Origin of the sequence: Paractinoplanes tereljensis, assembly GCF_016862435.1 — a bacterium.
Lineage (GTDB): Bacteria > Actinomycetota > Actinomycetes > Mycobacteriales > Micromonosporaceae > Actinoplanes > Actinoplanes tereljensis.
Map to the genome: position 1 here is coordinate 257,732 of NZ_BOMY01000033.1, position 24,432 is coordinate 282,163.

At 68.9% G+C, this 24,432-nt stretch carries 23 protein-coding genes; 11 read left to right on the forward strand and 12 right to left on the reverse strand.

Features of this window, described 5'->3' with window-relative positions; genetic code table 11:
- Positions 1-82: 82 nt before the first annotated feature.
- Positions 83-775 carry a class I SAM-dependent methyltransferase gene (locus Ate02nite_RS23970; protein WP_203809238.1) on the reverse strand — a complete coding sequence of 231 codons (693 nt, stop codon included), beginning with the start codon at positions 773-775 and terminating at the stop codon, positions 83-85.
- Positions 776-795: 20 nt separating this feature from the next.
- Between Ate02nite_RS23970 and Ate02nite_RS23975 the strand changes: the two genes are divergently transcribed.
- Positions 796-1,341 carry a DinB family protein gene (locus Ate02nite_RS23975; RefSeq protein WP_203809240.1) on the forward strand — a complete coding sequence of 182 codons (546 nt, stop codon included), beginning with the start codon at positions 796-798 and terminating at the stop codon, positions 1,339-1,341.
- A 94-nt stretch (positions 1,342-1,435) separates the two neighbouring features.
- Positions 1,436-2,320, forward strand: a complete 885-nt coding sequence (locus Ate02nite_RS23980) for an SDR family NAD(P)-dependent oxidoreductase (RefSeq protein ID WP_203809242.1) — start codon at positions 1,436-1,438, stop codon at positions 2,318-2,320.
- On the opposite strand, the gene Ate02nite_RS23985 is transcribed toward Ate02nite_RS23980, so the two are convergent.
- Both Ate02nite_RS23985 and Ate02nite_RS23990 read right to left on the reverse strand, forming a co-directional pair.
- Positions 2,269-2,676 carry a hypothetical protein gene (locus Ate02nite_RS23985; RefSeq protein WP_203809245.1) on the reverse strand — a complete coding sequence of 136 codons (408 nt, stop codon included), beginning with the start codon at positions 2,674-2,676 and terminating at the stop codon, positions 2,269-2,271. The genes Ate02nite_RS23980 and Ate02nite_RS23985 overlap by 52 nt on opposite strands.
- A 125-nt stretch (positions 2,677-2,801) precedes the next feature.
- A complete protein-coding gene (locus Ate02nite_RS23990; RefSeq protein WP_203809247.1) occupies positions 2,802-3,362 on the reverse strand; it encodes a dihydrofolate reductase family protein in 561 nt (186 codons plus the stop codon).
- Between the two features lie 67 nt (positions 3,363-3,429).
- Between Ate02nite_RS23990 and Ate02nite_RS23995 the strand changes: the two genes are divergently transcribed.
- The 6 genes from Ate02nite_RS23995 to Ate02nite_RS24020 all read left to right on the forward strand — a co-directional run bounded on the left by Ate02nite_RS23995 (position 3,430) and on the right by Ate02nite_RS24020 (position 9,162).
- A complete protein-coding gene (locus Ate02nite_RS23995) occupies positions 3,430-4,308 on the forward strand; it encodes an RNA polymerase subunit sigma-70 (protein WP_239147637.1) in 879 nt (292 codons plus the stop codon).
- A gap of 168 nt (positions 4,309-4,476) precedes the next feature.
- Positions 4,477-5,601 carry an ABC transporter substrate-binding protein gene (locus tag Ate02nite_RS24000; RefSeq protein WP_239147638.1) on the forward strand — a complete coding sequence of 375 codons (1,125 nt, stop codon included), beginning with the start codon at positions 4,477-4,479 and terminating at the stop codon, positions 5,599-5,601.
- 55 nt (positions 5,602-5,656) lie between these two features.
- Entirely contained in the window at positions 5,657-6,475 is an 819-nt protein-coding gene (locus Ate02nite_RS24005) for an ABC transporter permease (protein WP_239147639.1), read from the forward strand.
- Complete coding sequence (locus Ate02nite_RS24010; protein WP_203809251.1) at positions 6,463-7,254, forward strand: ABC transporter permease; 792 nt, start codon at positions 6,463-6,465, stop codon at positions 7,252-7,254. The genes Ate02nite_RS24005 and Ate02nite_RS24010 overlap by 13 nt, the downstream gene beginning before the upstream one ends.
- The gene (locus Ate02nite_RS24015; protein ID WP_203809253.1) at positions 7,251-8,282 is read left to right on the forward strand and encodes an ABC transporter ATP-binding protein; all 1,032 of its coding nucleotides are present in this window, start codon (positions 7,251-7,253) and stop codon (positions 8,280-8,282) included. The genes Ate02nite_RS24010 and Ate02nite_RS24015 overlap by 4 nt, the downstream gene beginning before the upstream one ends.
- A gap of 64 nt (positions 8,283-8,346) precedes the next feature.
- Positions 8,347-9,162 (forward strand): M15 family metallopeptidase, encoded by an 816-nt coding sequence (locus Ate02nite_RS24020; RefSeq protein WP_239147640.1) that lies wholly within the window; start codon positions 8,347-8,349, stop codon positions 9,160-9,162.
- Positions 9,163-9,220: 58 nt separating this feature from the next.
- Here the strand turns inward: Ate02nite_RS24020 and fxsT are convergent, their stop codons facing one another.
- The 3 genes from fxsT to Ate02nite_RS24035 all read right to left on the reverse strand — a co-directional run bounded on the left by fxsT (position 9,221) and on the right by Ate02nite_RS24035 (position 14,253).
- Positions 9,221-11,710: an FxSxx-COOH system tetratricopeptide repeat protein gene (gene fxsT / locus Ate02nite_RS24025; RefSeq protein ID WP_203809255.1), complete on the reverse strand. Its 2,490-nt coding sequence runs from the start codon at positions 11,708-11,710 to the stop codon at positions 9,221-9,223.
- Between the two features lie 529 nt (positions 11,711-12,239).
- Positions 12,240-12,992, reverse strand: a complete 753-nt coding sequence (locus tag Ate02nite_RS24030; RefSeq protein ID WP_203809257.1) for a maleylpyruvate isomerase family mycothiol-dependent enzyme — start codon at positions 12,990-12,992, stop codon at positions 12,240-12,242.
- 400 nt (positions 12,993-13,392) lie between these two features.
- Entirely contained in the window at positions 13,393-14,253 is an 861-nt protein-coding gene (locus tag Ate02nite_RS24035) for an alpha/beta fold hydrolase (RefSeq protein WP_203809259.1), read from the reverse strand.
- A gap of 207 nt (positions 14,254-14,460) precedes the next feature.
- On the opposite strand from Ate02nite_RS24035, the gene Ate02nite_RS24040 reads away from it, so the two are divergent.
- The 3 genes from Ate02nite_RS24040 to Ate02nite_RS24050 are packed head-to-tail and all read left to right on the forward strand — an operon-like array spanning position 14,461 to position 16,065.
- Complete coding sequence (locus Ate02nite_RS24040; RefSeq protein ID WP_203809261.1) at positions 14,461-14,958, forward strand: hypothetical protein; 498 nt, start codon at positions 14,461-14,463, stop codon at positions 14,956-14,958.
- Positions 14,955-15,635 carry a hypothetical protein gene (locus tag Ate02nite_RS24045; RefSeq protein WP_203809262.1) on the forward strand — a complete coding sequence of 227 codons (681 nt, stop codon included), beginning with the start codon at positions 14,955-14,957 and terminating at the stop codon, positions 15,633-15,635. The genes Ate02nite_RS24040 and Ate02nite_RS24045 overlap by 4 nt, the downstream gene beginning before the upstream one ends.
- Positions 15,619-16,065 (forward strand): SLATT domain-containing protein, encoded by a 447-nt coding sequence (locus Ate02nite_RS24050; protein ID WP_203809264.1) that lies wholly within the window; start codon positions 15,619-15,621, stop codon positions 16,063-16,065. The genes Ate02nite_RS24045 and Ate02nite_RS24050 overlap by 17 nt, the downstream gene beginning before the upstream one ends.
- 137 nt (positions 16,066-16,202) lie before the next feature.
- Here the strand turns inward: Ate02nite_RS24050 and Ate02nite_RS24055 are convergent, their stop codons facing one another.
- From Ate02nite_RS24055 to Ate02nite_RS24080, 6 genes are all read right to left on the reverse strand, one after another.
- Positions 16,203-17,762: a methyl-accepting chemotaxis protein gene (locus tag Ate02nite_RS24055; RefSeq protein ID WP_203809266.1), complete on the reverse strand. Its 1,560-nt coding sequence runs from the start codon at positions 17,760-17,762 to the stop codon at positions 16,203-16,205.
- Between the two features lie 112 nt (positions 17,763-17,874).
- A complete protein-coding gene (locus Ate02nite_RS24060; RefSeq protein WP_203809268.1) occupies positions 17,875-18,906 on the reverse strand; it encodes a GGDEF domain-containing protein in 1,032 nt (343 codons plus the stop codon).
- Positions 18,907-18,945: 39 nt separating this feature from the next.
- On the reverse strand, positions 18,946-20,022 hold the full coding sequence (locus Ate02nite_RS24065; protein WP_203809270.1) for a CaiB/BaiF CoA transferase family protein: 1,077 nt from the start codon (positions 20,020-20,022) through the stop codon (positions 18,946-18,948).
- Complete coding sequence (locus Ate02nite_RS24070; protein WP_203809272.1) at positions 20,019-22,028, reverse strand: 3-hydroxyacyl-CoA dehydrogenase NAD-binding domain-containing protein; 2,010 nt, start codon at positions 22,026-22,028, stop codon at positions 20,019-20,021. The genes Ate02nite_RS24065 and Ate02nite_RS24070 overlap by 4 nt, the downstream gene beginning before the upstream one ends.
- Positions 22,025-23,242, reverse strand: coding sequence for an acetyl-CoA C-acetyltransferase (locus tag Ate02nite_RS24075; RefSeq protein WP_203809274.1), 1,218 nt, complete (start codon positions 23,240-23,242; stop codon positions 22,025-22,027). The genes Ate02nite_RS24070 and Ate02nite_RS24075 overlap by 4 nt, the downstream gene beginning before the upstream one ends.
- Positions 23,232-24,395: an acyl-CoA dehydrogenase family protein gene (locus tag Ate02nite_RS24080; RefSeq protein WP_203809276.1), complete on the reverse strand. Its 1,164-nt coding sequence runs from the start codon at positions 24,393-24,395 to the stop codon at positions 23,232-23,234. Before Ate02nite_RS24080 ends, Ate02nite_RS24075 begins: the two co-directional genes overlap by 11 nt.
- Between the last annotated feature and the right edge of the window lie 37 nt (positions 24,396-24,432).

A 24,432-nucleotide genomic window follows, 5' to 3' on the forward strand; every position in this document is an offset into this window, starting at 1 on the left:
GGCGTCTGATCGTGAACCGGAACCGGCGCACCCAAACCCCCTACCGCAGGACAGACGACACCTAACTGTTCGGTCGGGCGGTTCAATGACTTAACGGCTTCTCCCACGCAGTTACGTGGTCGGTGCTGGCGCTGGTGAACGGGGTGCGGTGCCAGTCCGACCAGCGCTCCCGGAGGGTCAGCCCGGCGATCCGGGCCATCAGGTCGAGCTCGGCCGGCCAGACGTAGCGGTGCGGCGAGGAGAAGGCGTGGGTTTCCCCGTCGATGGTCCAGCGGTGGTGCGAGATCGCGATCTGGGTGGCCAGGTCGTACTCCTCGACGCCTCGGTGTTCCGGGGTCTCGACGAAGACGCGCTCCCGCATCTGGGGGATGTAGTTCTCGACGACGAAGCAGCCGCCGGGGCGCAGGTGGGCGGCGGCGTTCTCGAAGGCGCGCACCTGCTCGTCCTGGGTGACCAGGTTCGTGATCGTGTTCCGCAGCAGGTAGACCAGGTCGAACATCCGGCCCAGGCGGGTCGTCGCATAGTCGCCGACGATGGTGTGGTCCACGTGGGCGGCCATGGCGGGGGAGAGCTCTATCCCGTACACCTCGAGCCCCTGGTTTTGCAGTGGTTTGGCGATGCGGCCGGTGCCGATGCCGAATTCCAGGGCCGCACCGCCGGGCGCGAGCCCAGCGAGGAAGCTCACGGTGGCGTCGATCAGCGTCGGTTCGAACAGCTCCGGCCACAGGATGGCGTAGTGCGCGGCGATCCACTCGCCGAAGTGGGTCTCGGCCATGCCGATTAGTGTTCCGGCCCATGGCCAAGCGAGCGAACCTGTTTCCCGCCGACGACGATCCCCGCACCGACGGGCTGCACCAGGGCGACGAGCGGGCCACGCTCGTCGCGTTCCTTCGCGACCAGCGGCTCACGCTGCAGGTCAAGTGCGGCGGCCTCACTGCCTCGGATCTCGCCGCGCGTTCGGTGCCGCCGTCCACCATGTCGCTGCTGGGGCTGGTGCGGCACTGCGCGGACGTGGAACGGCAATGGTTCCGGCAGCGGCTGGCCGGCCTGGACGTTGCTTTGCGTTTTCAGACCGCAGCCTCTCCCGACGGCGACTTCGACGGTGCGGTCGCTGATGCCGCGGTGGTGGCGGAGGCCTGGCAGGCGTGGCGGGAGGAGTGCTCCTTCACCGACACGTTTGTGGCGGCCGCACCCGATCTGGCCGTGGTCTACGAGGGTGTGCCCGGCGTCGGGCGGATCTCGCTGCGCGAGGTCCTGGTCCACATGATCGAGGAGTACGCCCGGCACAACGGTCACGCCGACCTGCTCCGCGAGCGGATCGACGGCCGGATCGGCCAGTAGCGGGGGATCAGTTATCCCTGGTTGAGCTGGGCCTTCATCCGGTGCGGCGGATGCGGTGGACTGACTTCACCGACGTCTGCAGGGGAGTCTCGCCATGACCGGATGGACCGCAAGCCAACTGCCCGACCTGACCGGGAAGACGGTGTTGATCACCGGGGGAGGCCGGGGGCTGGGCCTGGTCACCGCCCGGGAGCTGGGCCGGGCCGGAGCCCGGGTCGTGCTGGCCGTGCGCGACGTCTCCGGGGCCCGGTCGGTGGATTTCGACGTCCGCCGCCTTGACGTGGCCGACCTCGACGCGGTCCGAGACTTCGCCGGCTCTTGGAGCGGCGCCCTCGATGTTCTGATCAACAACGCCGGGGTGATGGACATCCCGGCGTCCCGAACCGCGCAGGGCCTGGACGTGCAGACCGCGACCAACTACTTCGGGCCGTACGTGCTGACCAACCTGCTCCTGCCACACCTGACCGACCGGGTCGTGACGGTCACCAGCCAGCTGCACCGGACTGGGAAGGTCTCTCTGGACGATCTGGACTGGCGGTCCCGGCGCTACAGCCGGATGGGGGCCTACGAGGCCTCCAAGCTGGCCGTGGTGCAGTTCTCGCTGGAGTTGCAGCGCCGTCTCGAAGCCGCGGGCAGTCCGGTGCGCTCGGTTCTCGCCCACCCGGGGATCGCCCGGACGGCGCTGGCCGCGCACTCCCGCTCGAACGTCATCAACCGGCTGCGCTTCCTGACCAACGACGCCGAACAGGGCGCCCGGCCGATCCTTTATGCCGCCACCCAGGACGTGCCCGGCAACGCCTATGTCGGGCCGGGCGGATTCGGCGGGCTCAAGGGCTATCCCGCGCTCGGCCGCCCCAGCAAAGCGGGTAGGGACACGGCCGCGGCGGCCGCACTCTGGGCGGCCACCGCCACGCTGACCGATGCCGGTCAGCGGGTGGGCTGGACGACCGCGGCCTCGCGGATCCGGCCGTCCCGGTGACAGCCGGCCACGATCAGGCTCAGCAGATCGATTTCCGCACCGGCCAGTTCCGCTGCCAGACGCCGGGACCAGCTCGGCGCCGACCACCACCGCTGCCGCAGCGCCGAGTCAAGCACCGGCCACCACCGAGCCGGCGCCGAACCCAGCGCCTCCACCGCGGCGAGCCGCAGGCCGGAGTCCCCATCGCGGGCCACCACCAGCAACGCCTCGGCCGCCACGCCGGGGCCGACATCCGCCCGCACCCATGCGAGCGACGGCGGGCCGGACAGATAATCACGTTCGGGTTGGTCGTGCTTGTCTGCCGACAGACCAAGGAGCCACCGGCGCAGGGCCATGCCCACCGCTGTCCCGCCCACTGGCGTACCCCCGTCCCGCATAGGATTCGGCCATTCTGTCGCTCGCGAACCGGCCGGGCGACCGCATTCCCGTCGACCTGACCAGCGCCGCGCCGGCCATGGACGGCGCGGCGCGGCATCGTCGGTCAGGCGTCCTGGACGAGGGCGTAGGTCGACAGGATCAGGTTGTCTCCTACGGGCTGGGTGCTGGTCAGGCGGAGCGACCGGGGAGTCTCGTCGAACAGGCGGCCGCCGCGGCCGGCCAAGAACGGGAACGCGATCAGGCGTATCTCGTCGGTCAGGTTTTCGGCCAGTAGGGTGCGGGCCAGCTGGGTGCTGGCGTTCACCACGATGTCGCCGTCGATCTCCTCCTTCAGTTTTGGGATCAGGTCGGTGCTGATCACCGTCGTGGGGCCCCAGGTGGGCTCGGGCACGGCGGTGGAGGACACGACGTACTTCGGGAGGGCTCGCAGCCGGTCGGCCCAATCGCCGGTGCGGGTCGTCCAGCGTGCGGCCAGGTATTCGTAGCTGCGGCGGCCCAGCAGCAGCGCCGCGCTGCGGGTGGCCTCCTCGTGGCCGGCCTGGGCCCAGGCCGCCCGGTCGCGGTCGCCGATGCGGTTGAACCAGCCGCCGATGCCCTCCTCGCCGGTCGGGTCCTGCACAACGCCGTCGAGGGTGATGTTCTGGCTTACCACTATGTTTCCCATGCCGTTACCGACACCGCGACCCCCGCGAAGGTGTCGCGGTGTCCATACCTGTGTGGGAGAGGCCGATGTGAACGGGGACGACTTCCGGGAGCTCACCGAGCCGTACCGCCGGGAGTTGTGGGTGCACTGCTACCGGATGCTCGGGTCGGTGCAGGACGCCGATGACGTCCTGCAGGACACGCTGCTGGCGGCCTGGCAGGGGCTCGCCGGTTTCGAGGAGCGGGCGTCGATGCGTACCTGGCTCTATCGGATCGCGACCAACCGCTGCCTGAACGCTCGCCGGTCGGCGGCGCGGCGGCCCGCCGCCGCCTGGGATGTGCCGGGGGTCGAACTGCCGGAGCCGACCCGGCTCGGCGAGGTGGTCTGGTTGGAGCCGCTGCCGGAGGACCGGTACGAGGAGGCCGAGAACGTCTCGCTGGCCTTCGTCACCGCCCTGCAGACGCTGCCGCCCCGGCAGGTCGCCGTGCTGATCCTGCGCGATGTTCTCGCGTTCAGTGGCGAGGAGGTGGCCGGGATGCTCGACACCAGCCTGGACGCGGTCAAGGGCGCCCTCAAACGAGCCCGGGCCACCCTCCGCGACCGGCCGGCGGTGGAACCGCCGCCCGCCGCCGGGTCGCCGGCCGAGGCCGCGGTGGTCGCGAAGTTCGTCCGGGCCTGGGAATCGGCCGACGTCGACGCGTTGGTGGACCTGCTGACCGACGACGTGTTCATGTCGATGCCGCCGATGCCCTACGAATACCAGGGGCGGGAGCGGGTGGCCGCCTTCTGCGCCGGCCTGTTCCGAGCCGGCCGCCGGTTCGACCTGGTGCCGACCAGGGCGAACGGCCAGCCGGCGTTCGTCGCCAAGCTGCGCGGCACCGGCGCGTTGACCGGGCTGTACGTGCTCACCCTGGCCGGCGACCGCGTCAGCGCGATGACCCGGTTCGGCACGCGGGAGAAGCCCTAGCCTCAGCGACGCCCGCCAATGGTTATCGGGTTGATGATCTGTGGTCTAGGCAACGTCCGACAGGAATGTTTCCATCTGTACGTACCACGGACGCCTGTCCGCAACTAAGCACTTCCATGATCCACCCAGCGCGCACCGGTTGCGGTGGCGCAGAAGGAGGACACCACAGTGCGCACCCCTGTCGGCCGTACCCTGGCCGTTGTCATTGCCGCCACCACGGCCGTCGCCATGGCGGCCTGCTCGCCCCCGGAGAAGAAGAACGACGATGCCGCCGCCGGCAGCGCGGCCACCGCGACCAGCGCCGCCGACCTCGGTGGCCTCGACGCTCTGATCGCCGCGGCCAAGAAGGAGGGCGAGCTCAACGTCATCGCGTTGCCGCCGACCTGGGCGAACTACGGCGAGATCATCAAAGCCTTCGGCGACAAGTACGGCATCAAGGTGAACTCGGCCCAGCCCGACGGGTCCAGCCAGGACGAGATCAACGCCGCCAACCAGCTCAAGGGCCAGGACAAGGCGCCGGACGTGTTCGACCTCGGCGGCTCGGTGGCCTCGGCCAACACCGCGATGTTCGCGCCGTACAAGGTGGCCACCTTCGCTGACATCCCGGACGCCCTCAAGGAGGCCGCCGGTACCTGGGTGAACGACTACGGCGGCTACATGTCGATCGGTTACGACAGCGCCAAGGTGCCGGCCCCGACCAGCGTGGCCGACCTGCTGAAGGCCGAGTACAAGGGCAAGGTCGCGCTGAACGGTGACCCGACCCAGGCCGGCGCCGCCTTCGGTGGCGTGCAGATGGCCGCCCTGGCCAACGGCGGCTCGGTCGACGACATCACCAAGGGCGTCGAGTTCTTCGGCAACCTCAAGAAGGCCGGCAACTTCCTGCCGGTCGACCCGACCGCCGCGACCATCGAGTCCGGACAGACCCCGGTCGTGTTCGACTGGGACTACCTGAACGTGGCCGAGGCGGCCAAGCTCAAGACCTGGAAGACCTTCGTGCCGTCCGGTGCGGTGCTCGGCTCGTACTACGTGCAGGCCATCAGCAAGGACGCCCCGCACCCGGCCGCCGCGCGGCTGTGGGAGGAGTTCCTCTACTCCGACGACGGCCAGAACCTGTGGCTGAAGGGCGGCGCCCGCCCGGTCCGCGCCGAGGCCATGCAGAAGGCCGGCACGATCGACGCGACCGCGTTCGCCGCGCTGCCGAAGATCGAGGGCACCCCGGTCGTCCCGACCGAGGCGCAGAACACCAAGGCCAAGGAGTACCTGACGGCGAACTGGGCCAAGACCATTGGCTAGTCAGGCCGTAGCGGCCCCGCGGCGAAAGCTGCGGGGCACCGCACTGCTGGGGACAGTGCCGTTCTTCGCGTACGTGACGATCTTCCTGGTCATCCCGACGCTGGTCGTGGTGATCGGGGCGTTCGCCGGGGACGACGGCGGGGTCAGTTTCGCCAACGTGAAAGCGCTGACGAACGACTACATTCTCGACGCGTTCGGGCGCAGCATCGTGCTGTCCGCGGTGAGTGCCGTGATCGGCGCGATCGGCGGGGCGCTTCTCGCGTACGCCCTGGTGACCTCCAAAGCCGGCGGCGTTCTCCGCCGGGTGGTCACCTCGGCGGCCGGTGTCCTCGCGCAATTCGGCGGGGTCACGCTCGCGTTCGCCTTTCTGGCGACGATCGGGCTGAGCGGTTTCGTCACGGTCTGGTTGAAAGACCATCTGAGCATTGATCTGTACGCGAACGGCGTGTGGCTGTTCGAACTGCCGGGTCTGATCCTGATCTACACGTACTTCCAGATCCCGCTGATGCTCATCGTGTTCCTGCCGGCCCTGGACGGTATTCGTCCGCAGTGGCGGGAAGCCTGCGAAAGCCTCGGCGCCACCACCTGGCAGTACTGGACGCGGGTCGCCGGGCCGCTGCTCGCTCCCGCTTTCCTGGGTTCCACGCTGCTGCTTTTCGCCAACGCTTTTTCGGCGTACGCGACGGCGGCCGCCCTGGTCAGCCAGGGCAGCCCGATCATTCCGTTGCAGATCCGCGGGGCCCTGACCAGCGAGGTCGTCCTCGGCCAGCAAAATCTGGGCAAGGCGATGGCGCTCGGCATGGTGATCGTGGTGGCGGTCGTGATGGGGCTCTACTCGCTGCTGGAGAGAAGGACCGCGAAATGGCTGGGGTGATCGCTGCCCGGCGGCGGAAACAGCGAGTGTTCCGCTGGGCTGTCCTCGTCGTACTCGGCGTCTTCTTCCTGTTGCCGTTGGCCGCGATGCTGGAGTTCAGCACCCGCAACAGCGAGACGTGGCCGCTGCTGGTCAACTGGCCGAAACTCAGCGACACCTATCCGGACCTGGCCGAGGGCATTGTGTCCTCGTTGGAGCAGGCGGCGCTCACCGCCATTCTGATGCTGGTTCTGCTGGTGCCGACCACGATCTGGGTGCGGCTGCGGCTGCCGAAACTGCGGCGGTTCGTGGAATTCCTGTGTCTGCTGCCGCTGACCATTCCGGCGATCGTGCTGGTCGTCGGGCTGGCACCGGTCTACGCCTGGGTCACCTATTTCCTCGGCGGTTCCTCGCTCACGCTGGTCTTCGCGTACACCATCCTGGTTCTGCCCTATGCCTATCGCGCGATCGACGCGGGACTGTCGGCCATCGATGTGAAAACCGTGGCCGAGGCGGCCCGGAGCCTCGGTGCCGGCTGGACCACCGTGATCGTCCGGGTGGTGCTGCCCAACATCCGCTCGGCTGTGCTGTCCGCCGCGTTCCTCACCGTCGCCCTGGTGCTCGGCGAGTTCACCATCGCGTCCCTGCTCAACCGCACCAACCTGCAGGTCTCCATCGAACTGCTCGGCAAGAGCAGCGCCACCATGTCGGTCGCGGTCTCCCTCGCGGCCCTGCTGCTGGCGTTCGTGCTGCTGATGCTGCTGTCGCTGGCCGGCGGATCCAAGAAGGAGCAGAAATGAGCGGCGTAGCCGTGCACCTGGAGGGGCTGCGCCGCACGTTCGGCTCGGTGCACGCCCTGGACAACCTCGACCTGGAGATCGCGGCCGGCGAGCTGATCGCCCTGCTCGGCCCGTCCGGCTGCGGCAAGACCACCGCCCTGCGGGTGCTGGCCGGCCTGGAGGACGCCGACGCCGGCCGGGTGCTGGTCGGCGGCAAGGACGTCACCGCGCTGCCCGCCAACCGCCGCGACATGGGCATGGTGTTCCAGGCCTACAGCCTGTTCCCGCACCTCACCGCGGTCGAGAACGTCGAGTTCGGGCTCAAGCTGCGCGGCCGCCGCAAGGTTCCCGGCCGGGCCGCCGAGATGCTGGAGCTGGTCGGCCTGTCGTCGCACGGCAGCCGGTACCCGCATCAGATGTCCGGCGGGCAGCAGCAGCGGGTGGCGCTGGCCCGCGCCCTCGCCATCGAACCAGCCGTGCTGCTGCTGGACGAGCCGCTGTCCGCGCTCGACGCCAAGGTGCGGGTGCAGCTGCGCGAGGAGATCAAGCGGATCCAGACCGAGGTCGGCACGACCACGTTGTTCGTCACCCACGACCAGGAGGAGGCCCTCGCGGTCGCCGACCGGGTCGGGGTGATGAAGGCGGGCCGCCTCGAGCAGCTGGCCCCGCCGGCCGACGTCTACCAGCAGCCGGCGAGCGCGTTCGTCGCCGACTTCGTGGGCCTGAGCAACCGGCTTCCCGGAATCGTTTCCGGCCCGATCATCTCGGTGCTGGGCACCGAGCTGCCGTTGGTCACCCCAGCTGCCGCCGGTTCCGCGACCGCTTTGGTACGGCCGGAAGCAGTGCACGTGACACCCGATCCCGAGGGCGGCGCCAGCGTGCTGACCAGCAGTTTCCTCGGCTCGACCAGCCGGGTCACGGTGACTGTCGGAGAGACGCTCGTCGTTGCCCAGGTGGCCAGTTCGCTGCTGCCGTCGCTCACGCCGGGAACTCCGGTGCGCGTGACTCTTCAGCCCGTACCCGTAGCGTTGGATCTGTCTTTGTCCTGAGAAAGTCGTATCAGTTTCGCGTTTCGCCTGCGACGGGAGATACCTGTTCGTACGGTCGGTAACCGTGCTGAAAAGACTGCTTGCCGCCCTGCTCAGCGTGGTCGTCCCGGTAACCGTCCTGCCGGGGCGACCGGCTCTCGCTTCCCCGGCGGTGATCCGGCCCGGCTCGGTGTGGCACGTGGTCGCGCCGGGCGAGACCATGCGCAGCATCGCCCGCGCCGCCGGGCTGCGGATGGCCGACATCGGGCGCTGGAACCAACTGGTCCCGCCGTATCCCGTGCACGTCGACGAGACGCTGCGGCTGACCCCGCCGCGGGTGCAACTGCGCGACTGGAGCACCCGGGTCGAGCTGGTCACGCCGGCCATGGTCGGCTGGGATCCGGCGGACCGGTGCCCGGTGCCGCCGTCGGCGCTGCGCAAGGTCTGGGTCTCCTACATCGACCTGCAGGGTAGTTATCACGACGGCAGCATCGTGGTGCATCGTGATGTGGTGCCGCGGGTGCAGAAGATCTTCTTCACGCTGTTCCGGTGGCGCTTCCGAATCATGGCGATGGCCCCGATGTCGGTGAACATGCCCGGCGAGACCAACATGGGCATCGTTACCGCCGGCTACAACTGCCGGCCGGTGGGCGGCACGGATGTGTGGTCGGAGCATGCCTACGGCACCGCGATCGACATCAACCCGCTGCAGAACCCGATGATCCGGGGCGGGTCGATCTCGCCTTTCGGCGGTCATCGCTACCTGAACCGGAACAGCTACAACCTCGGCATGATCCACGCGGAGGGGGCGGCGAGGGCCTTCACCCGGAACGGCTATTTCTGGGGCGGCCAGTGGCGAAGCCTCAAGGACTACATGCACTTCAGCGTCAGCAATCGCTAACCACTTGATCATCTGCAGAGTTAGTACGTTGTTGGGCCGTCGAAACCCCTACCGCGGGTCAGGTCTCTGGGAATTGCAGTCGGACGCTGCTCGCTTCGGCGTGCAGGCCGAGGGCGTCCAGGTCGCCGGCGAGATCATTGGCCGTATCGAGCGTGTCCGGGTGGTCGTCACCGAGGACCCGGCGCTGCCGGGTGAGGGTGTCCTCTGCGAGAGCCCGCGCCTGCTCGTGCTCTCGCAGCCGACGCAGGTCGGAGGCGAGATTGTTGGCCGAGCCCAGGGTACTGGGGTGGTCGTCGCCGAGAATCCGGCGCCGCCGGGAGAGGGTGTCGTCGTCCAGGTCCCGCGCCTGTTCGTATTCACCCATCGCGCGCAGGCCGGCCGCGAGGCTAGCGGCGGAGCTGAGGGTGTCGGGGTGGTCGTCGCCGAGGACCCGGCGCCGCCGGGCGAGGGTGTCTTCGTCCAGGACCCGCGCCCGCTCGTGTTCACCCACCGTGCGCAGGTCGAAGGCGACGTTGTTAGCCGACCGGAGGGTATCGGGGTGGTCGTCGCCGAGGACCCGGCGCCGCCGGGCGAGGGTGTCTTCGTCCAGGACCCGCGCCCGCTCGTGCTCACCGAGCGCGCTTAGGTCGGCGCTGAGGTTGTTGGCCGAGGACAGGGTGTTGGGATGGTCGTCGCCGCGGTTACGACGTTCGCGGTTGAGGCTCTCCTGATCGAGGTCGTGAGCTTGCTGGTAGTGGCCGAGTTGGTAGTGAATGGACGCGAGGGTGTGAACGATGCCGAGGGTGCTGTCGTCATCGGGGCCGTGCCACCGGGTCCAGGCGTGGTGGAGCTGTTCTGCCAACGGGAGGGCGGTGCGATAGTCGCCACGTGCCATCAGATGCCACACCGCGTCGTTGGCGATCCAACGCAGGCTGGGGTCAATGGTGGTGGCGGGGTCGGCGGCGAGAATGTGCGGGAGTAGCACGCTCCAGCGTGGCCACCACCGTGGATCTGTGCCATCGTCGGGTCGGGCGGCAGCAAGGAGCTGTTCGACGATCTCGCGGCGGGCCTCGTGGGCAGGGTCGGTGTCGCGGAGAATAGCCTGGGTGAGACGGTGCAGGATCGGTCCAGTGTCAGACAGCCGGGCCAGGCCGTAACGGCCGAGCAGGGCCAGGGTGCGGGCGAACGCCACCGGGCGGCTTACCGCCGTCTGAAGAGGTTCGGGGAGCAGGTCGGGTCGGCTGGTGAACAGATCAGCAGGAATGGGTTCGGGGGCGAGCCGGGCACAAAGGTAGAGCAATTGCCCGGCGGCCGGGTCCGCAGCGCAGAGACGGTCGGCGGTCAAGGAGATCGTGGCGGCCAGTCTCGTCGGGTATCCGGCCGATGGTCGCCCCTCGGCCATCAGGTCGGCGGTGTGGGTGGCGAGTTCGGCCAGGTAGGTGTCGACGGGGATGCGGGTTTCGGCGAGCAGGTCGGCTGCCTGCCCGACGGCCAGCGGGAGGTCGCCGAGCGCATCGGCGAGGCGATCTGCCTCGGCGCGCTCGAGCTGGGGCAGGTGGGTGTGCAGCAGCGCGATCGATTCCGGGCGGCTGAACACGTCCACATCCATCGGCCGCGCGACACCGGCCCAGTTCGGGTCACGGCTGGTGATCAGGGTGTGGCCGGGCCCGTCGGCAAGCCAGAGGTTGAGCTGGTCGCGGTCTTCGGCGTTGTCGAAGACCAGCAGCCACCGCCTGGCCCGGCGCAGATGATCCCGTAACGCCTCGACCGCGGCTGGCGTGACCGTCCCCGCCGGCACCAGCTGCAGTTTGCGGGCGAGGGCAGCGAAATACTCCCCGATCAGGTCGGGTTGCTCGGCCGGGATCCACCAGATGAGGTCGTACTCGCCGGCGAACCGGTGGCCGTACTCCAGGGCGAGCTGGGTTTTCCCGACCCCGCCCATCCCGTGCAGGGCCTGCACCGCGACCCGGTCACCGGCGGTCAGGGCGTCGTGCAGCCGATTGAGCATGCCGTCCCGGCCGGTGAAGCCGAGGTTGCGGCGGGCCAGGTTCCACACCGGCGGCAATGACCCCGGCGGACGCGGCCCTCCACCCGCAGCCGCCGGAATGCTGCCGGGGTAGGCCGGCGGCACCGCGGACAGGCTGCCGGGCGGGGCCGGTGCGAGCACTTGCCGGACGGTGTCGAGCAGAACCGTGGCGGCGGTGTCCGGGGGCAGGTCGAAGACGTCCGGCACGATGATCGGCGACCACAACCCGCCATGCAGATTCACCCCGTCGATGCGCATGGGGATCAGTTTCGCGTCCGGGTCCTTGCGGCGCTGGGCGAGCCGGGTGGTCCACTCGTCGGTGGTGTAGCGGTCGGGGTCGAGGTAGGCCGTCGACAGCAGCACCAGCATCGGGTTGTCCCGGTGCAGCGCCTGATCCATGGCCTGGATGAAGTTGGTGCCCGCCGGCCAGTCGACGCTGTCGAGCACGGTCGGGTAGCCGGCCGTCTCCAGGTGCCAGCGCGCCCACTCCGCCCATGCCCGGTCCTTGCCGGTGTGCGAGATGAAAATCCTCGAGTCGGGCATGACGTCCACAGTGCCCCACCGGATCAACCGCGGCGACCACCGAACGGACGACGCCCGTCGGTCAGGCCTGTTCGGGCCGCATGAAATTTCTCTAGATCTTCAAGGCACGGCGGTCAGGACGAAGCCTTTCAGCACCTTGCCGGGTGGTATGCCGGCAAAGGCATTTGCCTCGCACTGAGGACATGCTCTAATGACGCGCCCTGGAGGATTTTTTTAAAGCGTGGGTGGGTCGAGCTTTCCGACCGTCGCCCTGCGGCAGACCAGCCGATCGTGAGGATCACGGTCGCAAGCATCGCCCACTGGAAGACGGTGGGCTCCTTGTCCCAGCCCGTGAGGGCGCTCGCCACTGTGGCGGCCGGTAAGGGCAGCCTGCCGAGCCAATTGGGCACTCCCACGAGGGCATTCTCGCATGGCCGCGCCACGAGAACGGCGCCTTCAGCGAGCAGGGCCACCGACCCGGCAAATCCAGACCCGATCAAGGCATAGCGTTGAACGTGCAATTAGAGCCGCACCAATCGCCGACGACTGGTCAGTTCCAAGTGACGGCGGCTTTACTGCACCAGGCATCCCAGACCGGCACATCGCCGTGAGCGTCGAGGCCTTCAGTTCCGGTGCGATTCCACAGCAGCAGGTAAAGACGCGAGGCGGTCCCGGCGAGATGCAACGTCGCGGGGCCGTCGGCGTCCACCACGCGCAGCCCGTCCGGCCCCAGGTAGATCGTCCAGGCGGCCTCGGCGTCGGTGGCGCACAGGGCGATGCTGACCGGCGGGTCGGTGGCGAGCCGCTGCGGCCGGCGGGCGAAGAAGCCGCGGAGCAGCTCGTTGATGCCGTCGGCCGCGAACCGTGGGTCCCATTGCGGGAGCCGGCCGAGCGCGGCTTCGGCGTCGGCGCGGTGGACGGCGGTCTCGTGGGCCTGCCGGCGGGCCCAGAACTCCAGCGGCGACCCGGCGCCCGGCAGGAAGGTCCAGCAGTCGACCGTCGGTTCGGCCGCGGACAGGACGCCGACCAGGGCCTGGTGCCCGTGCCGGAACCAGTCGAGCAGAGCGTCGTCGTCCGGGGCGGCGAAGAACTGCTCCTCCTCGTCGGCCGTGAAGGGCTTGACGCGCTCCTGCGTCACGTGCGCGGCCGCCCACCGGTGGACGCCGCCGGTGTGCCGCAGGAGGTCTCTGATCTGCCAGTCGGGGCAGGTCGGCACGACCGCGTCGAGGCCGGCCTGGTCGGCCGCCTCGGCCAGGCCACGGCCGTCCACCCGGAGCGATTCGACGAACTGATCGACGCGCATGACGGACATCCTGGCATGGGGCGCTCATTGCCGTGGTCCCGTTCGGGCCGGTCCCGGCAGCGTTCCACCGAGGGCAGCAGGACGGCGTAGTGCAACTCGTCCAGTCCGGTCGCCTCGAGGAAGGTCGGCAGGAACCATGGCCCCATGACTCCGTCGAAGACGGCCTCGTATCCTCCCCGCGCGAACTGTCCAGCTGCCGCACCCGAAGCGCGGATGACCGTCTGGTTCTGACCCTTCGCCTCCGGCCGCCACGGCTCCTGCGCACCCTGGTCCAGGAATCGGAAGAAGGCGTCTCCGCGGATCAGGACGCTCGGTGAGAGGCGCGAAGAAACGATGGAGCCAACGGTCGACTTCCCGGCTCCGGGTGGCCCGGCGATGACAAGCAGGCTGCCCTGTAGTTTCATCCCCCGAGAAAACCACGCAGGGCGCGCACCAACGCTTCCGGGTTTTCCTCGGCCATGTGGTGGCCGGAGTCGATGGGTACGCCGCGGATGTCCTTCGCCCATGGCTGCCAGACCGCTAGCGGGTCGCCGTAGAGGTCCTCCATGTCGTCGCGGAGTGACCACAGGTACAACGTCGGGCACTCGACGAGCCGGCCGGCGAGACGGTCGTCCTCCTCGTGTTCGCGGTCGATGCCGAGGCCGGCCCGGTAGTCCTCCAGCATCGCCCGGACCGTGGCCGGGTCTTGGACGGCGGCCCGGCGTTCCTCGTAGTTCTCTCGGCCCATGGCGTCCGGGTCACCGCCGTACCAGGCGTCCGGGTCGGCGAGGATGGCGCGTTCGGGCTTGTCCGGCTGGGCGAAGAAGAACCAGTGGTACCAGTCGTGGGCGAACTTGGCGTCGCAGCGCGCCAGGGCCTCGCTGATCGGCACCCCGTCCATCACGACCAGGCGATTCACCGCGTCCGGATGGTCGAGGGCGAGCCGCAGCGCCACGTAGCAGCCGCGGTCGTGCCCGGCGGCCGCGAAGATCGGATGCCCGAGGGTCTCCATCAGGCGCCGCATGTCCGCGGCGACGGCTCGCTTGGACTGCTGCGCGTGATCCGCCCGGATCGTGGCCTTGCCGGAGCTGCCGTAGCCCCGCATGTCCGGGCAGATCACGGTGAACCCGTCGGCGACCAGCCGCGGCGCGACCCGGTGCCAGGTGGCGCCGGTGCGCGGATGCCCGTGGATCAGCAGCACCGGCGGCCCGTCGCCGCCGTGACGAACCCGCAGCTCAACCTCGCCGACGTCGACCCGCTCATCCACAAATCCCTCAAACATGGCCACCTCATACCCACCCGTTCCGGCAATGAACAAACAACTGATCAAGTGGGTGAGTCGAAGTGGGTGCTCTTCGACGCCGACCGCAACCCCTGCACTGCTTGGCTGCGAGACCGCCGCAGCCGTCAAGTCGGATCGAGGACGGCATGCGACGGTCGGGACAGGTTTCGATTCACACTGCATCTCAGTAGCGGGATCGGAGGCAACGTGACTGGTTTCTCCTTCAGGGTTTACCGGGGCCAGAAATCCTGGTTCGGCCAGATGACGGTCTCGGCGCCATCGCTTCGCACGAATTTTGGTCATGATCCGGGCATTTTGACCGAGCAGTTGCTGCTGATGCTTGGTGGGCTCGTTTCGCGGACTCGGAGCGGGGAAGTCGGAGCACGTGGCTTCTTGGAGAACAAGCTCCTCTACCTGCAGCAGACAAGGCACGAGAGCCCGTTTGTGTCCTGTAGCCATGAGTGGTCGATCGCCCAGAGCTTCGCGCTGTACGGGAATACGCCGGGATACGTCCTCACCATCTCGGGTGATCCCGCCAGCGGGTTCGACTTCGAGGAGTTGCGGAATTCCTACAGCCTTTTCGGAGACACCGTCTCTCATCTCAAGGAGTTTGGTGTCCCGCGCCGATTGGGGAGTCCTTTCGTCGTGGAGTGCGTCGATCTGGTGGCGCCTTTTGGGCAACCGGCTGTGCGGGTGAAGCCATGAGAATAGACACGTCCGGACGGGATCCGCTGCTAGGATACTTCGCCTGGGCCTTCGATAATCTTCCGGAATTCGACGGCCTCGCCAACCTGCTCAAGTTCGCAGACTCGGAAGCGATCGGTTATGCCGGGTACGTCCGCGATGCGATACTCCGGGTCTACTTCGACGAGACTGTTCTTGCCGATCGCTCGTTGTCACCGGACGGCCGGAGAGCCTATCTGGGCCAGCCCCCGTCGCTGTCGCTGACACTGGCGAGATCTACGACCAGGTACGTCGATTTCCTCGCCATTTCACCTTACGACTACCTTGGAGAGGCCGAGACCCAATTCGGTGCGGACGATGTGGACGCCAACGATCCTCGACTCGACTCGACCGCGTACCGGTTCATGTTGGTGAACTTCCTCGGCGCCTTGGACGGATATGTCGATGCCGTCAGTTGGCTGGGAGTTCTGCTGTTGCGGGGTAACCTGAATCGCCGGCTGACTATCATCGGATTCCTGGTTACGCTCATCGGTGGTGAGTCAGATCTAGCCGAACCGACAATTCCGAGCACGGAAGTTGTATTGGAATGGGTAAATAGAGTTAGGCTCTTCCGTGAAGGCCCGAACCTTGCGCACCTAGAAAGGTTGATCCGGGCGTACATCGACGCGACGGGATCCGTCGGTGACGAGCAGCGCTGATGCCCTGTCGTATGTCGAAGAGCGGATCAGGCAACTGATCGGCCAGTTTTCCGAGTCGAAGCGATTCTTTCGGCGGGGATCGCTGATCCAGACCTCCCTGACCGCGTCCCTGGCCGCCCTGACCACGTTCCTGATCGGTGTGAACCAGATCTACACGTCGCGCTGGCTCGCCATGGCCTCCTTGGCCGCTGCCGGGGTGGCCACCGTGGCGGCCGCGTGGACCGGCTGGTTCGGATATCGCCAGGCATGGATCGGCAATCAGGCCACACTGAACAGGCTCTACGCGCTGCGCGATCGCATCGGCTATGACAAGGCCGGCCTCGCCGGACAGATCAGCCAGGAAATGGTCGAGGCCTACAGAGCGCAGTATCAGGAGATCCTGAACCACGCGAACAGTGCGTGGGAACAGATGCGTTCTCAGCAGAACTGAACAGCGGGAGCAGTCAACCGAGGGGGAGTCGAAGAAGCCGTTGCCGTGCGAGAAGCGGTACGGCACGCGGCAAAAAGGCGGCGCCGCACCGGCCGTCCGTGGCTGGTGCGGCGCCGCCGCGGGGGGGGGTGAGTAAGTCAGTACTTGAAAGCGGCCACCAAGCCACGCAGGTCCTCGGCCGTGCGGGCCACCTCGGTGGACGCCTGGCGGGTCTGCTCCACGCCCTCGGCCGACATGGCCGCGGCCGTCGCGACGTCGGAGATGTTGGTGGCGATGCGGCTGGAACCGCTGGAGACCTCGCCGATGCTGCGGCTCATCTCGCCCGTCGTCGCCGTCTGCTCCTCGACCGCCGAGGCGATCGTGGTCTGGAAGTCGTTGATCTGGGCGATGACCTCGGAGATGCGCGAGATGACCTCGACCGCGCCGCCGGTGTCCTGCTGGATGGCGGCTACCCGGGCGCCGATGTCCTCGGTGGCCTTCGCGGTCTCCTGGGCCAGGTCCTTGACCTCGCTGGCCACCACGGCGAAGCCCTTTCCGGCCTCACCGGCGCGGGCGGCCTCGATGGTGGCGTTCAGGGCGAGCAGGTTGGTCTGCTCGGCGATCGACGTGATGAGCTTGATGACGTTGCCGATCTCGGCGGAGGATTCGCCCAGCTGGCGGACGGTTTCGGTGGCGCGGGCGGCCTCGCTCACCGCGGTCGCGGCGATCTGGGCGGACTCGCTGGTGTTGCGGGAGATCTCGCGGATGGCCAGGCCCATCTCCTCCGAGCCGGCGGCGACCGACTGCACGTTGCGGGAGATCTCCTCGGCCTCGGCGGCGGCCGACGCGGTCTGGGTGTTGGTGGCGCTGGAGCTCTCGGCGATGGTGCCGGCCACGGCCGACAGTTCGGAGGAGGCGCTGGCCAGCATGTCGGCGTCGGCGGCGATGGTGCTCATCGAGCCGCGCAGCTTGTCCAGGGACTGGTCGAGATTGGCGGCCATGGTGCCCAGCTCGTCACGGCTGGTGATCTCGCTGCGGACGGTGAGGTCACCGGCGGCCAGGGCGTCGATGACCACGCCGAGGCGGCGGACCGGCTTGAGGATGGAGCGGACCAGCGGGATGGCCAGGCCGATCATGAGCAGCAGGCCGAGGCCGGCGACCAGCAGGGCGAGGTTGCGGGAGAAGGTGACGGTGGAGTCCATGTCCTTCTGCTCCTGCTCGGCCGCCGCGGTGGTGGCGTCGGTCAGGGCACCCAGCTCGTCGTCGGTGACGTGGTTGCGCTCGGCGATCTCGGCGATGTTCTTCACGGCGGCGGCCCGGTCGGTTTTGGCCGCGGCCGTGAAGTCGGTGATGAAGGCGCTGAAGTCGACGAAGTCGGGGCGGATCTTGGTGAATTCGGCCTGCAATGAAGGGGAGAGGCCGGCGGCGGCGACCGCGTCCTGCGCCTCGACCGACGACTGCACGTCGTCGACCACGTCCTGGGTGACGTCCTGGCCGAGCAGCGAGCGGTAGGCGTCGACCTTCAGCTCGCTCTGCCGGGTGTCCAGGTGGTGCAGCGCGGCGAGGCCGGCATCGAGGCCGGTGATCGTACGGCTCTGGGTGGCGACCTTGTTCTGGCTGTAAAGGTTGATGCCGGCCAGCGCGGCCAGGAGAACTGCGCCGATGGTGACGATGAGCCCGAGACGCTTGGCGACACCGATGTTGTGCAGTCTCCGCATGTGAACTCTTCCTCTGCTGGTCAGGCCGCTTCTTCGCGGTCGTCGATGCCAGCAGGATCGGGTGGTGAGCCAGCTCACCTTAGGTCGGCAACCGCAAAGCAACAAATCAAGATCAGCGCCGGGCGTACGCCTTGTCCTCGTACATCGCGGTGTCGGCCTCGCGGGTGAGGTCGTCCAGCGAGCGGGCCGAGCCGGCCGGACGGCAGGCGATGCCGATGCTGGTGCCGACGGCCACCGGCGCGCCGTCGATCTCCACCGGGCGGCGGATCTCCTCGCGGAGGCGGGCGGCCAGTTCGCCGGCGGTGTGCTCGTCGGCGCCGGGCATCAGCACGATGAACTCGTCGCCGCCGATCCGGCCGGCCAGGTCACCCTCGCGCAGCCCGCCGGAGAGCCGGTGCCCGATCTCTTGCAGCAGCCGGTCGCCGACCGCGTGGCCGCGGGTGTCGTTGACCTCTTTGAAGCCGTTGAGATCGAGCACCAGCACGGCCAGCGAGCGGCCGCGTTGCGTCTCGGCGTACTGGTCGACCTGGTCGCGGTTGGGCAGGCCGGTGAGGTGGTCGTGGTGCGCCTGGTGCTGCATGGCCTGGCGGGCCAGGTCGAGTTCCTTGACCTGCCGGGCGAACGCCTCGCCCTGGATGCCGGAGAGCACCGCCACGATGAGCCCGATGATGACCGCGGTGGGCAGTTCGCCGTGCCGGAGGCTGGGCTGGGGGATCAGGCCCATCGACGCGGCGAAGCCGGCCGAGGTGACCGCCCACACGACCAGCGACCCGGCGAGCCGGTGCCGGTAGGCGCCGACCACGATCGCGATGATCAGAAGCGGCCAGGCGGTCTGCTCGTTGTAGCCCTGCGCCCACACCACGATGCCCATCACCGTGCTGGTGTCGACGCCCACCTGGATGACGCTGTAGGTGGAGTAGCGGGGGCCGTCCGGGCGCCGGTAGTTGATCGCGGCGAGTACGTTTCCGCAGGCCATCAGGAAGAGGCCGAGGATGCACGAGGTGCGCAGGGTCGGCGGGACGTGCTGACTGGCCGGGCCCAGCGCACCCAGCACGAAGATCAGGGTGCAGACCAGGCCGACACCTCGTGCCACGAAGGCGGCGGCCTCCAGGGTGCGCCGCTTTCGCAGGACGGACGGTTCCATGCCCGGCAGCATCGGTCGCCGTGCTGCCGGTCTGAGCATTTACCAGGTGGCGAGCACCTCGTCGACGGTCGAGGCGGAGACCGGGGCGGGTGTCGGCGGCGGGGTGCGGCCGAACCGGGGGGCCGGGGCCGGCTGCACGATCCCACCGACCTCGACGAACGCGTCGCGGGCCCGGTTGTGCGGGTGGTCCGGCGCCTCATAGGGGGACAAAACCGGCGCGACGCAGGCGTCGCTGCCGGCAAAAACTTCAGACCATTCATCCCGGGTACGGGTGGCGAAGCGCTCGGCAAAGACCCGCCGCAGCTCCGGCCACCCGGAACGGTCGTGTTGCTGGGGGAGCGGGGCCCCGGACAGCCCCAGCCCGGCCAGCAGCGCCGCGTAGAACGCCGGTTCCAGCGCGCCGACCGCCACAAAACGGTCATCCGACGTCCGGTACGTGTCGTAGAAGGGCGCCCCGCCGTCGAGCATGTTCTCGCCGCGCGGGAACGGCCACATCCCGGCCGCGTTCATGCCGTGGATGAACGTCATGAGCAGCGCCGACCCGTCGACCATGGCGGCGTCGACGACCTGCCCGAGTCCGGAGCGTTCCCGTTCGAGCAGGGCGGCGAGGATGCCGAGGGCCATCAGCATGCCGCCGCCGGCGAAGTCGCCGACCAGGTTGAGCGGCGCGTGCGGCCGTTCCCCGGCCCGGCCGATCGGCTCGAGCGCACCGGACAGCGCGATGTAGTCGATGTCGTGACCGGCCCGTGGAGCGAGCGGGCCGTCCTGTCCCCAGCCGGTCATCCGGGCGTACACCAGCCTGGGATTGATCTTGTCGGTTTCCGAAGGGCCGAAGCCGAGCCTCTCGGCGACCCCGGGGCGGAAGCCCTCGACGAACACGTCGGCGCGGGCGATCAGTTGCCGCAGGGAGGACGCGCCGTCGGAGGTTTTCAGGTCGAGGACGACCGAGCGGCGGCCGCGTTGCAGCGGGCCGGGCGGGGGCGCGATGCCGTTGCCGCCGGGCCGGTCGACCAGGACGACGTCGGCGCCCAGGTCGGCGAGGATCATGCAGCCGAAGGGTGCGGGGGCGAGCCCGGCGAGCTCGACGACCCGGACCCCGGCGAGTGGGCCGCTCATGCGATGAACCGGTCGCCGTAGAGCTTGGCCAGCTCAGTTGCCCGGCCCTCGAAGTCGGCGTGCTGGTGGGCGAACCGCAGCACCCCGCCGGTCCAGGCCGGGTAGCCGATGCCGAGGATCGAACCCACGTTGCCGTCCTCCTCGGTGCGCAGCACACCCTCGGCCAGGCAGCGCCGCGCGTCGAGAGCCTCGGCGAACAGGAACCGGTCGCGCAGGTCGTCGAACGGAACGGCGCGACCGGACGCGGTGGCCAGCCGGGCGAGGCCGTCCCAGAGGCCGGTGCGCTTTCCCTCGGCGTACGCGTAGAAGCCGCGACCGGCGGCCCGGCCGGGCCGATCGTGGTTGTCGACCAGATCGTCGACCAGTTCGTGCGAGGGCAACCGGACGAACTGGTCGCCGGCGGCCGCCTCGAACTGCCGCCGGATGCGCTGCACCAGGGCGAGGCTGACCTCGTCGGCCAGCGCGAGCGGCCCGGTCGGATAGCCGGCCTGCAACGCGGCCTGCTCGATGGACGGCGCCGGCACGCCTTCGGCGAGCATGCCGATCGCCTCGTCGATGAACCGGCCGATGACCCGGCTGGTGAAGAAGCCGCGGCCGTCGTTGACCACGATCGGCGTCTTGCCGATCCGCCGGCCGAGGTCGAACGCGCGCGCCACCGCCTCGTCCCGGGTCTGGTCGCCGACCACGATCTCCAGCAGCGGCATCTTGCCGACCGGGGAGAAGAAGTGCATGCCGATGAAGTCGGCGGGCCGCGACACCGTCCCGGCCAGCCCGGTGATCGGCAGCGTGGAGGTGTTCGAGGCGAGCAGTGCGCCGGGCGCGAGGACCGGCTCGACCTCGGCGAACACCGCCGCCTTCAGCGCCGGGTCCTCGAAGACCGCCTCGATCACGACGTCGCAGCCGCGCAGGTCGTTGACGTCGGCGGTGGTCACGATCCCCGGACCGGCGGCCCGCGCGGCCAGCTCAGGCGTGACGTCCTTGACCACGACCGGCAGGCCCGCGCGGGCGCAGGTCGCCGCGATGCCGGCGCCCATCATGCCGGCGCCGAGGACCGCGACCTTGGTGGCCGGCAGCACCTCGACCCGGGGCCGGGCCAGGCCGCCGTTGACCGCGCGCAGGTCGAAGAAAAGTGCACCCATCATGTTCTTGGCGATCTGCCCGGTGAGGAGGCTGATCAGCCGCCGGGTCTCGATCAGCTGGGCGGTCTCGAAGTCGACCTGGGCGCCCTCGACCGCGGTCTCCAGGATCGCCTCGGGGGCCGGCATCCGGTTGCCCTTGAGCTGCTTGCGCAGCGTCGCCGGGAAGGCCGGCAGCTGCGCGGCCAGCTTCGGACTCGACGGCGTGCCGCCGGGCATCCGGTAGCCGGGCCGGTCCCAGGGCTGGGCCGCGTCCGGGTGGGTGATGATCCATTCGCGGGCCAGGGTGAGCAGCTCGCTCTCGCTTGTCGCGATCTGGTCGACCAGGCCGTTGTCCCGCGCGTCGGCCGGCTTGTAACGCCGGCCGGTCAACAGCCAAACCATAAGAGCCGGACCAAGACCCAACATGCGGACCGTACGCGTGACACCGCCCGCGCCGGGTAGCAGGCCCAGTGTTACCTCGGGAAAGCCCAGCCGGGTGCCCGAGACATCGAGAGCGATCCGATGATGGCAGGCGAGGGCGACTTCCAGCCCACCGCCCAGCGCGGCGCCGTTGATCGCGGCGACGACCGGCCGCCCGTACGTCTCGAGGCGCCGGAAATCGCGCTTGATGGTCCCGAGGAGCTCGAAGAGCGCAGGGACGTCGTCCGAGGTCACCTGGCTCATCATCGGCAGGTCGCCGCCGGCGAAGAAGGTGGTCTTCGCGCTGGTCACGATGACCCCGGTGACGTCCTCCCGCTCGGCCTCGAGGTGGTCCACGGCGGCGGTCATCGCGGCCGCGTACGCCAGGTTCATGGTGTTCGCGGTCTGGTCCGGGTCGTCGATGGTGAGGGTGACGATCCCGTCCGCCGCGCGCTCGTAGCGGATCATGAAAGCCTCTCGATCACGGTGGCGACGCCCATGCCGCCGCCGATGCACAGGGTGATCACGGCCCGGCGCTGGTCACGCCGTTCCAGCTCGTCCAGGACGGTGCCGAGCAGCATGGCGCCGGTGGCGCCGAGCGGGTGGCCGAGGGCGATCGCGCCGCCGTTGACGTTGACCTTCTCGGGGTCGATGCCGAGGTCCCGTTCGTACTTGAGGACGACGGCGGCGAAGGCTTCGTTGATCTCGAAGAGGTCGATGTCTTTTGCTTCCAGATTTGCGGCTTTAAGCGCCTTTTGGGTAGCCGGGATCGGGCCAGTCAGCATGATCGTCGGGTCCGCTCCCGTCACCGCCGCCGAGACAATTCGGGCACGGGGTTTCAGGCCGGATTTGTCGCCCGCTTCTTTACTGCCGATCGCCACCAAGGCCGCACCGTCCACAATTCCGGACGAATTACCCGCGTGGTGGACGTGGTTGATCTTCTCGATCCAGTGGTATTTCTGCAGCGCCACCGCGTCGAACCCGGCCGCCTCGCCGATGCTCGCGAACGATGCCTTGAGCTTGCCGAGGCCCTCACGGGTCGTGTCCGGGCGCGGGTGCTCGTCTTTACCCAGAACAGTCAGGCCGTTCGGGTCCCGTACCGGGATGATGGAATTTTCGAAATGGCCGCTGGCGATGGCCTTGGCCGCCCGTTCCTGCGAGCGCAGCGCGTAGCCGTCGACGTCGTCGCGGCTGAAGCCCTCGACGGTGGCGATCAGGTCGGCGCTGATGCCCTGCGGCACGAACCCGGTTTCGAGGTTGGTCTCCGGATCGAGGAACCAGGCGCCGCCGTCCGAGCCCATCGGGTTGCGTGACATCGACTCGACGCCGCCGGCCAGGATCAGGTGCTCCCAGCCGGAGCGGATGCGGGCGGCGGCCTGGTTGACAGCTTCCAGGCCGGAGCCGCAGAAGCGGTTGAGCTGCACGCCGGCGGTGGTCTCGGGCAGGCCGGCCAGCAGTGCGGCGGCGCGGGGGAGGTCACCGCCCTGCTCGCCGACCGGGGTGACGATGCCCAGGATCAGGTCGTCGATGCTGTTTACGTCGAGGGCTGGATTTCGCTTTCGCAGCGCGTCGATCAGGCCGGTGACCAGGGTGATCGGCTTGGTGCCGTGCAGCGAGCCGTTCGCCTTGCCCCGGCCGCGCGGGGTCCGTACGGCGTCGTAGACGAAAGCTTCAGAGGACACGCGCGATCAGCTCCTTCATGATCTCATTGGTGCCGCCGTAGATCTTCTGGACGCGCGCGTCGGCGTACATCTTGGCGATCGGGTATTCGGTGGTGTAGCCGTATCCACCGAAGACCTGCAGGCAGCGGTCGACCACCTCGCACTGCCCCTCGGTGAGCCACAGCTTCGCCATCGCGGCGGTCGGCACGTCGAGCTCACCACGGGCGTGCCGGACGATGCAGTCGTCCAGGAAGATCCGCGATGCCCGGGTGCGGGTGGCGCAGTCGGCCAGCACCATCCGGGTGTTCTGGTGGGCGAAGACGGTCTTGCCGAAGGCGGTGCGCTCCTTCGCGTACGCCACCGCGAGCTCGACCGCCCGCTGCATGGCGGCGACCGCGCCGACCCCGATGACCAGGCGTTCCTGGGGGAGCTGGGCCATCATCTGGAAGAAGCCGCCACCCTCGGCACCGAGCAGGTTGCCGGCCGGCACCCGGAAGTCGTCGAAGAACAGCTCGGCGGTGTCGTTGGAGTGCAGGCCGATCTTCTCCAGCAGCCGGCCGCGCCGGAACCCCGGCGGGTCGCCGCTGACCTCGCAGACCAGCAGGCTGATGCCGGCCGCGCCCTGACTGGTGTCGGTCTTCACGGCCAGGATGACGAGGTCGGCCAGCCCGCCGTTGGTGATGAACGTCTTCGACCCGGTGACCACGTAGTCGTCGCCGTCGCGGACCGCCTTGGTGCGCAGCGCCTGCAGGTCGGAGCCGCCGCCCGGCTCGGTCATCGCGATCGCGCCGATCAGGTCACCGCTGGTCAGGCCGGGCAGCCAGCGCCGCTTCTGCTCGTCGGTGCCGTACTCGGCGATATAGCCGTTGACGATGCCGCTGTGCACGGCCAGGCCGAGGCTGCCCTCGCCGACGTGCTGCTGCTCGTGCAGGAGCACCGCCTCGTGGGTGAAGTCGCCGCCGCCACCGCCGTACTCCTCCGGGACCGACAGGCCGAGCAGGCCGAGCTCGCCGGCTCGTCGATAGTGCTCACGGTCGGGGTGACCCTGCCGCTCGAGCCGATCGGCGTGCGGCAGCACCTCCTTGGTGAAGAAGTCGCGCGCGAGCTCGGCGAGGTCGTCGTGCTCCGGCTTGTGCCACGACGGGGTGTACCCGTCCAGTCCGGGAGTCGGCATGCCTCACTCTCTCGGCTTGTTGGCACTGTGTCAACAA

Bases quoted from the DNA above. Each gene is read 5' to 3' on its own strand.
- Ate02nite_RS23970 (WP_203809238.1), bottom strand. From the start codon at position 775: ATGGCCGAGACCCACTTCGGCGAGTGGATCGCCGCGCACTACGCCATC.
- Ate02nite_RS23975 (WP_203809240.1), top strand. From the start codon at position 796: ATGGCCAAGCGAGCGAACCTGTTTCCCGCCGACGACGATCCCCGCACC.
- Ate02nite_RS23980 (WP_203809242.1), top strand. From the start codon at position 1,436: ATGACCGGATGGACCGCAAGCCAACTGCCCGACCTGACCGGGAAGACG.
- Ate02nite_RS23990 (WP_203809247.1), bottom strand. From the start codon at position 3,362: ATGGGAAACATAGTGGTAAGCCAGAACATCACCCTCGACGGCGTTGTG.
- Ate02nite_RS24010 (WP_203809251.1), top strand. From the start codon at position 6,463: ATGGCTGGGGTGATCGCTGCCCGGCGGCGGAAACAGCGAGTGTTCCGC.
- Ate02nite_RS24015 (WP_203809253.1), top strand. From the start codon at position 7,251: ATGAGCGGCGTAGCCGTGCACCTGGAGGGGCTGCGCCGCACGTTCGGC.
- fxsT (WP_203809255.1), bottom strand. From the start codon at position 11,710: ATGCCCGACTCGAGGATTTTCATCTCGCACACCGGCAAGGACCGGGCA.
- Ate02nite_RS24030 (WP_203809257.1), bottom strand. From the start codon at position 12,992: ATGCGCGTCGATCAGTTCGTCGAATCGCTCCGGGTGGACGGCCGTGGC.
- Ate02nite_RS24035 (WP_203809259.1), bottom strand. From the start codon at position 14,253: ATGTTTGAGGGATTTGTGGATGAGCGGGTCGACGTCGGCGAGGTTGAG.
- Ate02nite_RS24045 (WP_203809262.1), top strand. From the start codon at position 14,955: ATGAGAATAGACACGTCCGGACGGGATCCGCTGCTAGGATACTTCGCC.
- Ate02nite_RS24055 (WP_203809266.1), bottom strand. From the start codon at position 17,762: ATGCGGAGACTGCACAACATCGGTGTCGCCAAGCGTCTCGGGCTCATC.
- Ate02nite_RS24060 (WP_203809268.1), bottom strand. From the start codon at position 18,906: ATGGAACCGTCCGTCCTGCGAAAGCGGCGCACCCTGGAGGCCGCCGCC.
- Ate02nite_RS24065 (WP_203809270.1), bottom strand. From the start codon at position 20,022: ATGAGCGGCCCACTCGCCGGGGTCCGGGTCGTCGAGCTCGCCGGGCTC.
- Ate02nite_RS24070 (WP_203809272.1), bottom strand. From the start codon at position 22,028: ATGATCCGCTACGAGCGCGCGGCGGACGGGATCGTCACCCTCACCATC.
- Ate02nite_RS24080 (WP_203809276.1), bottom strand. From the start codon at position 24,395: ATGCCGACTCCCGGACTGGACGGGTACACCCCGTCGTGGCACAAGCCG.